This is a genomic window from Rhodopseudomonas sp. BR0M22 (assembly GCF_010907035.1).
Classification (GTDB): domain Bacteria; phylum Pseudomonadota; class Alphaproteobacteria; order Rhizobiales; family Xanthobacteraceae; genus Rhodopseudomonas.
Genome location: NZ_QUMK01000001.1, coordinates 148921 through 161063 on the forward strand (window position 1 = coordinate 148921; position 12143 = coordinate 161063).

The 12143-nt window shown below is 64.5% G+C and carries 13 protein-coding genes; 5 read left to right on the forward strand and 8 right to left on the reverse strand.

Going from position 1 to position 12143, the window contains the following annotated elements:
• Position 1: 1 nt before the first annotated feature.
• From DY468_RS00735 to DY468_RS00745, 3 genes are read right to left on the reverse strand one after another with little or no spacing between them, the layout of a single operon-like run.
• Positions 2-820, reverse strand: coding sequence for an ABC transporter ATP-binding protein (locus DY468_RS00735; RefSeq protein ID WP_164601428.1), 819 nt, complete (start codon positions 818-820; stop codon positions 2-4).
• A complete protein-coding gene (locus DY468_RS00740; RefSeq protein WP_164601430.1) occupies positions 813-1697 on the reverse strand; it encodes an ABC transporter permease in 885 nt (294 codons plus the stop codon). Before DY468_RS00740 ends, DY468_RS00735 begins: the two co-directional genes overlap by 8 nt.
• 7 nt (positions 1698-1704) lie before the next feature.
• A complete protein-coding gene (locus DY468_RS00745; protein ID WP_164601432.1) occupies positions 1705-2661 on the reverse strand; it encodes an ABC transporter substrate-binding protein in 957 nt (318 codons plus the stop codon).
• A gap of 103 nt (positions 2662-2764) precedes the next feature.
• Between DY468_RS00745 and DY468_RS00750 the strand changes: the two genes are divergently transcribed.
• Both DY468_RS00750 and rimO read left to right on the forward strand, forming a co-directional pair.
• Positions 2765-3679, forward strand: a complete 915-nt coding sequence (locus tag DY468_RS00750; protein WP_164601434.1) for a LysR substrate-binding domain-containing protein — start codon at positions 2765-2767, stop codon at positions 3677-3679.
• A gap of 392 nt (positions 3680-4071) precedes the next feature.
• The gene (gene rimO / locus DY468_RS00755; RefSeq protein ID WP_164601436.1) at positions 4072-5397 is read left to right on the forward strand and encodes a 30S ribosomal protein S12 methylthiotransferase RimO; all 1326 of its coding nucleotides are present in this window, start codon (positions 4072-4074) and stop codon (positions 5395-5397) included.
• Between the two features lie 157 nt (positions 5398-5554).
• On the opposite strand, the gene DY468_RS00760 is transcribed toward rimO, so the two are convergent.
• From DY468_RS00760 to pcsA, 3 genes are all read right to left on the reverse strand, one after another.
• Positions 5555-6529 (reverse strand): quinone oxidoreductase family protein, encoded by a 975-nt coding sequence (locus DY468_RS00760; RefSeq protein ID WP_164601439.1) that lies wholly within the window; start codon positions 6527-6529, stop codon positions 5555-5557.
• Positions 6530-6614: 85 nt separating this feature from the next.
• Positions 6615-7340 carry a TerC family protein gene (locus tag DY468_RS00765; RefSeq protein ID WP_164601441.1) on the reverse strand — a complete coding sequence of 242 codons (726 nt, stop codon included), beginning with the start codon at positions 7338-7340 and terminating at the stop codon, positions 6615-6617.
• Positions 7337-8071 carry a phosphatidylcholine synthase gene (pcsA, locus tag DY468_RS00770; protein WP_164601443.1) on the reverse strand — a complete coding sequence of 245 codons (735 nt, stop codon included), beginning with the start codon at positions 8069-8071 and terminating at the stop codon, positions 7337-7339. The genes DY468_RS00765 and pcsA overlap by 4 nt, the downstream gene beginning before the upstream one ends.
• Positions 8072-8203: 132 nt before the next feature.
• On the opposite strand from pcsA, the gene DY468_RS00775 reads away from it, so the two are divergent.
• The gene (locus DY468_RS00775) at positions 8204-9400 is read left to right on the forward strand and encodes a UbiH/UbiF family hydroxylase (RefSeq protein ID WP_164601444.1); all 1197 of its coding nucleotides are present in this window, start codon (positions 8204-8206) and stop codon (positions 9398-9400) included.
• Positions 9401-9403: 3 nt separating this feature from the next.
• Here the strand turns inward: DY468_RS00775 and DY468_RS00780 are convergent, their stop codons facing one another.
• The gene (locus tag DY468_RS00780) at positions 9404-10360 is read right to left on the reverse strand and encodes an AEC family transporter (protein WP_164601446.1); all 957 of its coding nucleotides are present in this window, start codon (positions 10358-10360) and stop codon (positions 9404-9406) included.
• 123 nt (positions 10361-10483) lie between these two features.
• Between DY468_RS00780 and hspQ the strand changes: the two genes are divergently transcribed.
• Together hspQ and DY468_RS00790 are read left to right on the forward strand one after the other, a co-directional pair.
• The gene (gene hspQ, locus DY468_RS00785; protein ID WP_011158219.1) at positions 10484-10816 is read left to right on the forward strand and encodes a heat shock protein HspQ; all 333 of its coding nucleotides are present in this window, start codon (positions 10484-10486) and stop codon (positions 10814-10816) included.
• A gap of 123 nt (positions 10817-10939) precedes the next feature.
• On the forward strand, positions 10940-11512 hold the full coding sequence (locus DY468_RS00790) for a hypothetical protein (protein WP_164601448.1): 573 nt from the start codon (positions 10940-10942) through the stop codon (positions 11510-11512).
• Between the two features lie 81 nt (positions 11513-11593).
• On the opposite strand, the gene DY468_RS00795 is transcribed toward DY468_RS00790, so the two are convergent.
• Positions 11594-12143, reverse strand: a 550-nt coding sequence (locus tag DY468_RS00795) for an invasion associated locus B family protein (protein ID WP_164601450.1), incomplete at its 5' end; no start/stop codon positions are given.

Sequence of the window (12143 nt, forward strand, 5' to 3'; positions counted from 1 at the left end):
TTCAGGAATCCGCCGTCGCTGCAACCTTGCGGCCTCCGCCGACATGGCTGGTGAGTTGCTGCGTGATGCTGCGCCGAAGCCTGTTGAACTCGACCGACGCCACGTCGCGCGGCCGAGGCAACTCGATCTCGACGTCTTGGTCGATCCGGCCCGGCGACGAGCTCATCACCACGACCCGATCGGCGAGCAGAACCGCTTCCTCCACCGAATGGGTGACGAAGATCACCGTCAGCTTGGTGGTGCGCCAGATCTCGATCAGTTCCTCCTGCAGCGCTGCGCGTGTCAGCGCATCGAGCGCGCCGAACGGCTCGTCCATCAACAGGATGTCGGCGTCGTTGGCGAGAACCCGCGCGATCGCCACCCGCTGCTTCATGCCGCCGGAGAGCTGGTGCGGATAACGGTCGGCAAACGCGGTCAGGCCGACCATCGCCATGAACCGATCGGTGAGCTTGTCGACCTCCTGCGACGCGACGCGGCGATGGCTGGGGCCGAAGCCGATGTTCTGCCGCACCGTCAGCCAGGGAAACAGCGCGTAGTCTTGAAACACCATGCCGCGGTCCGGCCCTGGTCCCCTCACCTCGCAACCGTACACGCCCACAGAGCCCTGCGTCGCCTCCTCGAACCCGGCGATGATCCGCAGCAACGTCGACTTGCCGCAGCCGGACGCGCCGAGCAGGCAGATGAACTCGCCCTTGCGCACGGTGAGATCGACGCTGCGCAGCGCTTCGACCGGACCGTTCGAGGCCTGATAGACTTTGTTGAGACCGCTCACCTCGAGAATGACCGGCGGCGCATCGCGATTGGTCGTTGCATCAAGCATGGTGCTGCGGACTCCAACGCAGGAAGTAGTTGCTGAGCATCACCAGGATTCGATCGGAGAGGAATCCAGTGATGCCGATGATGATCATGCCCGTGATGACGAGATCGGTGCGCGACAGCGTGCGCCCATCCATGATCACCGCGCCGAGGCCTTCGGGCACGCCGGTCATCTCCCCGACCACGATCAGGATCCAGGCGAACGACGCGCCGAGCCGGAGGCCGTTGAAGATGCTCGGCAGTGCCGCCGGCAGCACGACGGATCTGAACAGCTGCGGCCCGCTGCAGCCGAGCATGCCGGCCGCCTCGAACAACCGCGCGTCGACCGACTTCACGCCGAACACAGTGTTGAGCAGGATCGGATAGAACGCGCCGAGGAACACCAGGAACACCGCCGATTTCGGTCCAAGCCCGAAGAAGATCATCGACAGCGGCAGCCAGGCAGTCACCGGGATCGGCCGCAGCAGCGACAGCATCGGATCGAGCATCGCCCGCAGCAGCGGAATCCGGCCGAGCATCAAGCCGAGCGGGATTCCGAGCAGCGCGGCAAGAATGAACCCGCCATAGACCCGCTGCACCGACTTCCAGAAGTGGATCGGAAGGCTGCCGCTGTAGGCGTCGTCGTAGATCCCGCCGAAGGCGAAATCCCACATCATCACCGCCACACCGAATGGCGACGGGATCAGACGTGTTCCGGTCCAGCGAACCATCAGGTCCCATAGAACCAGCAGGCTGACCGGCACCACCAGCGCGAGCGCGATCGTGCGCAGACGCGGCCAGAGTCCGTTCGCGCGATGGGCGCTGCCGCGCGCGAGCGCGGCAGGCTTTTTGGTGGGCGGTGCAGTCATGGCCGGGCCGGCAACGGTGCTCTCGAAGCTCATCGGCCCCTCACGATCCGGAGATGGCCTTGACTAAGCTCGGATCGATGAACGACTTGTAGTCGGGCAACTGCCGGATCTGCTTCTTTTCCAGCATCTGCGTGCCGTAGTAGTTCGCCTGTTTCAGAAACTTGTTGTCGATATTCCAGGTCAGCTCGACATTCGGAGCGGCCTTCTCGATCGACGGCTTCTGCTGCCCGAGTTTCTGCATCGCCATCTCGACGAAGGCATCGCGATTGCTCATCGCGTATTCGCTCGCCTTGCGATGCACCTTGAGCAACGTGCGGACCAGCTCCGGGTCCTTCTCGATCAGCTCGCGGCGGGTGGTGAGCACCATGTTCAGCGAGCCGGTCGGGGTGGAGTACGGATACTCGACGATCTTGCCGACGCCGCTGGCGAGGCTGATGCCGGCGGCCGGCTCGGCGCCGACATAGGCGTCGATGTCGCCGCGGGCGAGCGCCGGCGCCATGTCGCTGAACGACACGCGGACCGATTGGATGTCCTTGACGGTCATGCCCTCGGCGGCGAGGCGATCGAGGATCACCACTTCCTGGGTCGATCCCGGCCAGATCGCGACCCGTTTGCCCTTGAGGTCCTTGATGCTGTTGATGCCGGAGTCCTTGCCGGCCACCACCGCCATGCCACGGTTGCAGGCGGCGCCGATCACCACGACGGGCTCGCCGTTGGCGCCACCCAGCGTTGCGGCCGCAAGGCCGAAGATGCCGAAATCGACCGATCCGGTGACCACGGCGTTCTTGCCGTCGGTCGGGCTCTCGAACGGAACCACCACGAACTTGTATCCGGCCGGCGCGAACTTCTCGTAGAAATACGGGCTGATGCCGTGAATGAGCTTCAGCGTCCCGACCTTGATGACGCGCTCCTCCGCAGACGCGGTCAGCGCTGTCGAAACGAGCGCGGTCGCGGCGATCGCGAGGCGGATGAAGTGTCGTCTGGTGGTTCTGTGCATGGCTTCCTCGCTGATGATCCCGGCGAGAGCCACTGTAGTTGCGACGCAATAACCTGCGAAATTTATTGTTTATATCGATTTTATAAGCGCGCTAAATAGAACCATGCTCGCACCGCTCGACCTCCGCCTTCTGCAGACCTTCATTGTCCTGGTTCAGACCGGCAGTTTCTCCGAGACGTCGCGCCGGCTGGGCCGAACCCAACCTGCCGTCAGCCTGCAGCTCAACCGCCTCGAGGAGGCGACCGGCGCCCCGCTGTTCACCAAGGTCGGGCGCAAACTGGTGCTGACCAATCATGGTGAGCTGGTGCTCGGCTATGCCCGCACCATCATGGGGCTGCAGGACGAATTGCGCGCACGCCTCGCCGCGCCAAAGCTCGACGGCTCCGTGGTTCTGGGCATGCCGGACCTCTACGCGGCCTATCTGCTACCTGGAATTCTCTCCGATTTCCGGAGCGCCTATCCCAACGTCGACGTCGAATTGAAATGCGCGCTGTCGAGCAAGCTGATGGCCTCCGTCGAGCGCGCCGAGATCGACCTGGCGATCGTCACCGGCATGCCGGCGTTCAAGGTGGGAGAGTTGGTGGCCCAGGAGGATCTGGTCTGGGTGACGTCGGAGCGCGGCTCGATCCACCTTGAAAACCCTGTGCCGTTGGCGATGCTGCCGCCGGGAAACATCTTTCGCGACTATGGGCTGATGGCCCTCGAAAGCATCGGCCGAACTTGGCGGCTGAGCTGCATCAGCGAGAGCATCAGCGGGATTCAAGCCGCCGTGTTCGCCGGCATTGCGGTGAGTGTCGTTGGAAAAAGCTCCGTGCTGCCGGGGATGCGCGTTCTCGGCCGCGGCGACACGTTTCCAGGACTGCCGAAGGTCGATCTCGTGCTGTATCGTTCAGCGCGGAGCGCAAGTCCCGTGGCCGAAGCGCTCGCCAGCGTCATCGTCCGCCACTTCGCGAATTCGGCGCTGGCGCCGACCGCTAGGGTGGTCCGCACCCAAGCCGGCAGCGGCTCGCACGACTAGCGTAACGCCGTCAAGGCAACCGCAACTGCGGGGCAGCGACCACGATCGCGGCAATCAAGCCGAACGCCGCTCCAAGCATCAGCAGATGCACATTGGCCAGGAAGGACGGCCAGATTCGATCGCGCCGGATCAACGTCGCTGATGTGTTGTGCCGTCGCATTGGTCTATCTCCCGGTTCCTGACGACCCAAGAAAAGCCCGAACGCCTCGGGTGACAAGGCGGCCAGCGAAATAACAACACAATCGCTGTCCGGATCCCGGAACCTGGAAAAAACCCCTCTCCCGGAACCGGATCGAGGGCAGCTATTCTCGGAGCGAGGACCCCTGCCCGCCTTGCCAGCATCGCCGATCCGGTTTAGCTCCTGCACCATTCCAATCAGGCAGTTTCGATCCATGCAGCAGGCCGCCGCGCCCAAAATCAGTTTTGTCTCGCTGGGTTGCCCCAAGGCCCTGGTCGATTCCGAGCGCATCATCACCCGGTTGCGGGCCGAGGGTTACGAGCTCGCGCGCAAGCACGACGGCGCCGACCTCGTGATCGTCAACACCTGCGGCTTCCTGGACAGTGCCAAGCAGGAATCGCTGGCCGCGATCGGCGAAGCGATGGCGAGCAACGGCAAGGTGATCGTCACCGGCTGCATGGGCGCCGAGCCGGAACAGATCGAAGCCGCCTACCCCGGCGTGCTGTCGATCACCGGCCCACAGCAGTACGAGAGCGTGCTCGACGCCGTGCATCGCGCCCGGCCAGCGCTGCACAATCCGCATCTCGATCTGGTGCCGCCGCAGGGCATCCGGCTGACGCCCCGGCATTACGCTTACTTGAAGATCTCCGAAGGCTGCAACAACCGCTGTAGCTTCTGCATCATTCCTAAACTGCGCGGCGACCTCGCATCGCGAACCGCCGCAGACGTCCTCCGCGAAGCCGAGAAACTGGTGGCCGCCGGCGTCAAAGAGCTGCTGGTGATCTCGCAGGATACTTCTGCCTACGGCGTCGATTTGAAGTACGCGGAAAGCCAGTGGAAGGATCGCACCGTCCGCGCCAAATTCCTCGACCTGGCCAGCGAGCTCGGCGAACTGGGCGCCTGGGTGAGGCTGCACTACGTCTATCCGTACCCGCACGTCGACGAAGTGATCGGCTTGATGGCGGACGGCAAGGTGCTGCCCTATCTCGACATCCCGTTCCAGCACGCCAGCCCGGACGTGCTGAAACTGATGAAGCGCCCGGCCGCTCAGGACAAGACACTCGACCGGATCAAGCTCTGGCGCGAGCAGTGCCCGGATCTGGCGCTGCGCTCGACCTTCATTGTGGGCTTCCCCGGCGAGACCGAGCGCGATTTCGAGTTCCTGCTCGACTGGCTCGACGAAGCAGAAATCGATCGTCTCGGCGCGTTCAAATACGAGCCGGTCGCCGGCGCACCGTCCAATGCCCTGCCCGATCAGATCGCGGACGAGGTCAAGCAGGAGCGCTGGAACAGGCTGATGGCGCGGCAGCAGGCGATCTCGGCGCGCCGCCTGAAGCGCAAGGTCGGCACGCGGCAGCAGGTGATCATCGACGAGATCGGCCCGACCGTCGCCAAGGGCCGCTCGAAGGCCGATGCGCCGGAGATCGACGGTGCCGTCTATCTGTCGAGCCGCCGCCCCTTGCGCGTCGGCGAAATCGTCACCGCCAAGATCGACCGCGCCGACGCCTACGACCTGCACGGGACGGTGGCGGGGTTCTAAGCAGCAACAGCTACTACACACACCCAGGTCATCGCCTGGCTTGTCCGGGCGACTCAGTATTCCAGAGAGCTGATTGCTTTACACCAGCGCTCTGGAATACTGGGCCCTCCGCTTTCGCGGAGGGCGACGGCTCGTTGTGGCGCGATGTTGTGAGACCTTACGGCTTCAAAATCGACGCCCCGGTCGTGACGCGCCCTTCCAGATCGACATGCGCCTTGGCGGCGTCCTTGAGCGCATAGGCGTGGTTGATCGGAACGTGCAGATGGCCCTCGATCACCGCCGAAAACAGCGTGTCGGCGCCCTCGATCAGCTCCTTGCGCGTGCCGATATAGTCATTCAGCTTCGGCCGGGTCGCGAACAGCGAGCCGTGGTTGTTGAGCTCGGTGAGCGCGAACGGCGGCACCGGACCTGAGGCGTTGCCGAACGATACGAACAGCCCGCGCGGCTTGATGCACTTCAGCGAACCGGGGAACGTCGCCTTGCCGACGCCGTCGTAGACCACGTCGCAGAGCTCATTGCGGCTGATCTGCTTGACCCGCGCCACCCAGTCCTCTTCGTTGTAAAGGATGACGTGGTCGCACCCATTGGCGAGCGCGAGATCCGCCTTGGCCTTGGAGCCGACGGTGCCGATGACATGCGCGCCGAGCGCCCGCGCCCATTGGCATGCGAGCAGGCCGATGCCGCCGGCAGCAGCGTGGATCAGCACGCGATGGCCGGGCTCCACCTTGAACGTCTTGTGCAGCAGGTACCACACCGTCAGGCCCTTGAGCATCAGCACCGCGCCCTGCTCGTAGGTGATGTGGTCCGGCAGCTTCACCAGCTTGGCGGCTTCGATGTTGCGCTCGGTGGCATAGCCGCCGAGGTTGGAATAATACGCGACGCGGTCGCCGGGATGAAAATTGGTGACGTGCGGGCCAACCGAGACGACCTCGCCTGCGCCCTCGTTGCCGATCACGAAGGGCAGCGACGGCGCCTTGTACAGGCCGGTGCGGAAATACACGTCGATGAAGTTGAGACCAACCGCGTGCTGGCGGATCCGGACCTCGCCCTCGCCCGGCGGTGCAAGCTCGACGTCCTCATAGGTCAGGACCTCCGGTCCGCCCACCTGATGCACCCGCACCGCCTTCGTCATCATCGTCCCCTTGGGTCTCGTGTGTGCGTCACCGAAAGCCATCGCCCCGGTGTTGTCAACCGGGGCCGATGGGTGCCGCACAGCGTCACCGCGGCTTGGCGCGATTGCGCTTGGCGAGCACGTTGAAGAACTCCACCGCCGCCGAGAACAGGATGGCGAAGTAGATGTAGCCGCGCGGGATGTGGAAAGCGAAGCCGTCCGCCACCAGCGCCACGCCGATCAGCACCAGGAAGGCCAGAGCCAACATCTTGGTGGTCGGATGTTCGGTGACGAATCGCGACACCGGTCCGGACGAGACGTACATCACCGCCATCGCGATCAGGACCGCAGCAACCATGATCTCGATGTCCTGCGCCATGCCGATCGCGGTGATGATCGAGTCGATCGAGAACACCAGGTCGACGACCACGATCTGCAAGATCACCCAGAAGAAGGCCCGATCGGCGGCCGAAGACGACTCGGTGCCATCGTGCTTGGCTTCGACCTCGGCATGAATTTCGTGGGTCGCCTTGGCGATCAGAAACAGCCCGCCCAGGATCAGGATGATGTCGCGCCAGGAGAATGCCTTGTCGGCGACGCTGAATACCGGCGTGGTCAGGCCGATCAGCCAGACCAGGACGCTCAGTAGCATCAGGCGGAACAGCAGCGCCAGTGCGAGACCGATCTGCCGCGCCCGCGTCGCCCGCGGCTCGGGTATCCGCGACACCAGCACGGACAGGAAGATGACGTTATCGATGCCGAGCACGATTTCCAGCGCCGTCAGGGTAAGCAGCGCAGCCCAGGCTTCGGGACTGGACAACAATTCAATCATCGGGGGGCTCGTTGGAATAAGCGGATGACACTATCGGCGAGACAGACGTACAGCGCGATCGCGCACAGAACGATCGTCACCGGGAGCGCGACCTCGAAATCGCGGACGATCGCATATGCAGAAAGCACCGCCCACAGCACGATCAGCGTCAGGGTCAGCGCGCGCAGCCGCGCTACGCGCACCGGATGCACGACGCGAAACGGCACGAAGGTGAGCACGATCAAGGCGGCGATCCCAAGACTGCCTGCGAGCGCTGGCGGGTGCAGCAGAAACAAATAGAACGCCGCGGCGTTCCACAGCGCCGGAAAGCCGCGGAAGTGATTGTCCTCGGTCTTCATCCGGCGATCGGCGAAGTACATCGCCGAACTGATCACGATGCCGACGCCGAGCAGCGGCGCCGCAATCGGCAACAGCAGGCCACTGGCCGTGATCGCATAGGCCGGCACGAACACGTAGGTGAGAAAGTCGACCACCAGATCGAGCACGTCGCCCGACCATTGCGGCTGCAGCCGCGCGACGTCCAGGCGCCGGGCCAGCGGACCGTCGATCGCGTCGACCAGCAGCGCCAGCCCGAGCCATGCGAACATTCCGGCCCAATGCTGGCGGACCGCCTCGAGCAGAGCGAGCAGCGCAATCGCAGCCCCGGCAGCCGTGAACAGGTGAACGCCGAGCGCGGCAGCGCGGCGTGAGCCAGATCCGGGCGGCGGTTGCGAAGGGCCCTGCGGTGTCATCGAACGTCGTGCATATCAGGTCGGACGCCGATCTGCACAATCAGTTGCGGCGTTCGGTCGCGCAAGGGCCCAAGAACGTTAATGTTTCGCGGCGGACTTGAAATCGCCGCGGCCCGGCGCAATTGTCCCGACATGACCCAGAGCCTGCTCGAGCCCAACAGCTATGACGCCATCGTGGTCGGCGGCGGCCCCGCCGGCCTCACCGCCGCCATCGCGCTTGCCGATAGCGGCGCGATCACCGCCCTGGTCGCTCGGCGAGTGCCCTACGGCGACAACCGCACGACCGCCCTGCTCGGCGATTCGATCGATATCCTCGACCGGCTCGACGTCTGGCGGCGTTGCTCGGGGAAGGCCGCAGCGCTCCGGGCGATGCGGCTGGTCGACGATACCGGACGGCTGATCCGCGCGCCCGAGGTCAAGTTCGCGTCCGACGAAATCGGCATGGACGCATTCGGTTACAATATCGAGAACCGCGCGCTGCTGATCGCACTGGAGGAACGCGCGGCCGAACTGTCGAACCTCGAACGCTTCGACGACGAAGCCGACAGCGTCATCCCAGGCGACGAAGAAGCGGTGGTGCGGCTGCGCGGCGGCGCAACGCTATCGGCGACGCTGGTTGTCGGAGCCGATGGGCGGCAGTCGCAGTGTCGCGAGGCTGCCGGCATCAAGGTGAGCAGCCGAGCGCTGCACCAGTCCGCACTCACCTTCAACGTCAAGACCACCCGCTCCCACGACAACGTCTCGACGGAATTTCACACCAAAGAAGGGCCGTGCGTGTTCGTGCCGCTGCCCGGCAAGCGAATGAGCATCGTCTGGGTGGCGTCGCCGAAGGAAGCGCAACGCCTGATGACCCTGTCCGACGACGAACTGTCGGCGGCGGCGGAGAGGCAGTCGCAGTCGGTCTACGGCAAGATGACGGTCGAGCCCGGCCGTAACCTGTTTCCGCTGGCGATCGAGAAGCCTGCGGCTTACGCGCAGCATCGGATTGCGCTCGTCGGCGAGGCCGCCCATGTCGTGCCGCCGATCGGAGCGCAGGGTCTGAACATGGGACTGCGGGATGCCGGCGATCTCGCCGAGATCGTCCGTGAATCGATCGAGACCGGCGCCGACATCGGCTCGGATGCGGTCCTGTCGCGCTACGGCCGCAGCCGCGGCCCCGATATCGCCACTCGGACCGCAGCGATCGACATCGCCAACCGCACCCTGCTCAGCGGCCTGCTGCCGGCGCAGATGCTGCGCGCGGCCGGAATGCACCTGCTCGTTTCGGTCGGCCCGCTGCGACGGTTCGCGATGCGCGAAGGGCTGTCGCCGTTCTGGCGCTCGATCTGACGCCTACCCGGGAAACGGGATCTGTCCGGTCCTGATCAGCCACATCACGGTGGTGAGCGTCACCACCGACACGAACGTGCCGATCAGCACTGCGACCGACGCCGGCTCGACCCAGGTGTTGTACTGGCGAGCAATCACGAACACGTTCAGTGCCGGCGGTAATGAGGCCATCAGCACCGCGGTCGCCGCCCATACCGGCGAGAACGGCCCGAACGCCAGCACCAGACAGAATACGATCACCGGGTGCAGCAACAGCTTGACCGCCACCAGGCTCGGGATCTCCCACGGCACCCGGCCGAACGGCCGCAGCGCCACGGTGACGCCGAGCGTAAACAGCGCGACGGGCGCCGCGGCGTTCTGCAGGAACAGCAACATCTTGTCGATTGCCACCGGCAGCTCGACATGGAACGCGGCCGCCGCCGCCCCGCAATAGGCGGCGACGATCAGCGGATGCAGCAGGATCTCCCGCAGCACCGCCAGGATGGTCGGGATCAACGGCCGCTTTTCGGCGGCAGTCAGCGCCATCCCGAGCGGCACGATCGAGAACAGGAAGATGGTGTCGAAGCAGAAGATCAGCGCGGTCGGCGCCGCCGCCTGCGTCCCGAGCACCGCCAGCGCCAAGCCCGGCCCCATGTAGCCGATATTGCCGTAGCCGCCCGACAGCGCCGCCATCGTCGCCTCGCGCATCGACAGCTTGCCGATCGCCCGCCCGATCAGCCCGGACAGGAAGAACGCGATTGCGGTCGCCAGCGTGGTCGCCAGCACGAACGGCAGGTTGTTGAGCTCCTCGAACGGCGTCTTCGACATGATCCGGAAGAACAGGGCCGGCAACGACACGAAGACCAGGAAGAAATTCATCCATACCAGCCCGGCCTCGGGCAGCTTCTTCCAGCGTCCGCAGGCAAAGCCGACGAAGATCAGACCAAAATATGGCAGGGCGAGATTGAGAATGTCGATCATGCGTGCTGCGGCAGACGAAGCGTGGAACCGTGCGGTATCAGGGAAACCCCGGGTCGGCCACCGCGGAGCAGAGTCTCCGGTTTACCACTAGCGTCCGCCGCCAAGCTGGTCTATCCGACTCCGATGATCAAAACGCGAACCGCAAAATTTCAGATCGGCCAGATCGTCCGCCACCGGATCTTCTCGTTCCGCGGGGTGGTGTTCGACATCGATCCGGAATTCGCCAACACCGAAGAGTGGTGGCTGGCGATTCCCGAAGAGGTGCGGCCGAGCAAGGACCAACCGTTCTATCACCTGCTGGCGGAGAACGCGGAGTCGGAATACGTCGCCTACGTGTCGGAGCAGAATCTGCTGCCAGACGATTCCGGCGAACCGATCCGGCATTCCCAGGTGGCCGAGATCTTCATCAAGGACAAGTCCGGCGGCTACCGTCCGCGTAATCCGTCGCTGAACTAAGCGCCTCGACGATCGCCGCCTTGAAAGACCGGGCGGCGCGGACTTCCCGCACGGCGCCTCACGCGAAAGCATAGACGCGTCGAATGCCGCCTCCCTGCTAAGCTGTCATGGGAGGGACTTCTCATGATGCTGACAGCGGAGCTTCTGCGCCGGACACTTGCAACAGTGCTCGGTTTGGCCAAAGCGCAGGGCGGCTTCGACTACCGCCTGATTGGCACGGCCGCGGACCTGCTGCGCGGAATACCGATCGAGCCGGGCGACGTCGATTTTCTGATGCGCGCACGCGCCGACGTCGACACCTTCGCGCGGGCACTCGCCCCCTATCGATGCCTGAGTCCGCCGACCTGGATGCCCTGTTGCGTGCAATATTACGCTGCGTTCGAAGTGGACGGCGTTCAGGTCGACGCCAGTACCGTCGAGTCTTCGTCCCAGTCCCCTTTCATCGAAGCCTTCGGCAGCGGTCCATGGACGCATTTTTCCGAGATCGCCGTTGCCGATACGCGCATTCCGGTGGTGGCGCCCGAATTGCGGCTGGCAACAGAACTTTGTCGCGACCGCAAAGACCAGACCGCGATCATCACCCGCTGGATGCGCGACCATGGCTGCGACGCGCCGCTGCTGAGGAACGCCATGGAAGCGCGCGGCATCGACAAGGCAACCCAGTCGTCCGTGCTGGCGGCCATCGCCGGCCGATAGCGCAACGGCGGGCTGAGCGACGCGCAAACAAAAAGGGCGCCCACCAGGGCGCCCTTTGCGTTTCGCGATAGCAGTCGCGTGTTACTTGGCGGCCGGGTTGGCACCCGCCGGAGCCTGAGCTTCCAGCTTCTTGCGCTGCTCTTCGGCGCGCTTCTGCAGCTCTTCCTGCAGCTTCTTCTGGGTCTCTTCGAACTGCTTCGGGTCGGTCGGCGGGCCATCATAGGCCTTGGCGAATTCGGCCAGCGGCAGCGGCAGCGTCAGCGGCGCGCCGTTGGAGTTGATCGCCTGCACGATCAAGTTCTGGCCCTTCTTGAGCTGATTGATCAGTTCGGGCGTGGCTTCGTAGTCCGACATGCAGCCGTTGGCGAAGCAGATCACGTAAGGGCTCTGCAGCGGCGCGTTGCTGTCGACGATGATGCGCGTGCCATGCACGAGCTGCATGCCGAGCGGCAACGTCACACGCAGGATCTTCTTCGGCTCGCCTTCCGGTTCGATGATCACCGCGGCGATCACCGGCTGACCGGATTCGATGCGGCCGTCCTTGCCGGTAAAGCAAACCTGCTTGGCATTGGCGTCCTGCCCCTTGAGACAGAACTTGGTCCACGGCGCGTAGATGAGCTGAACCTGCTGC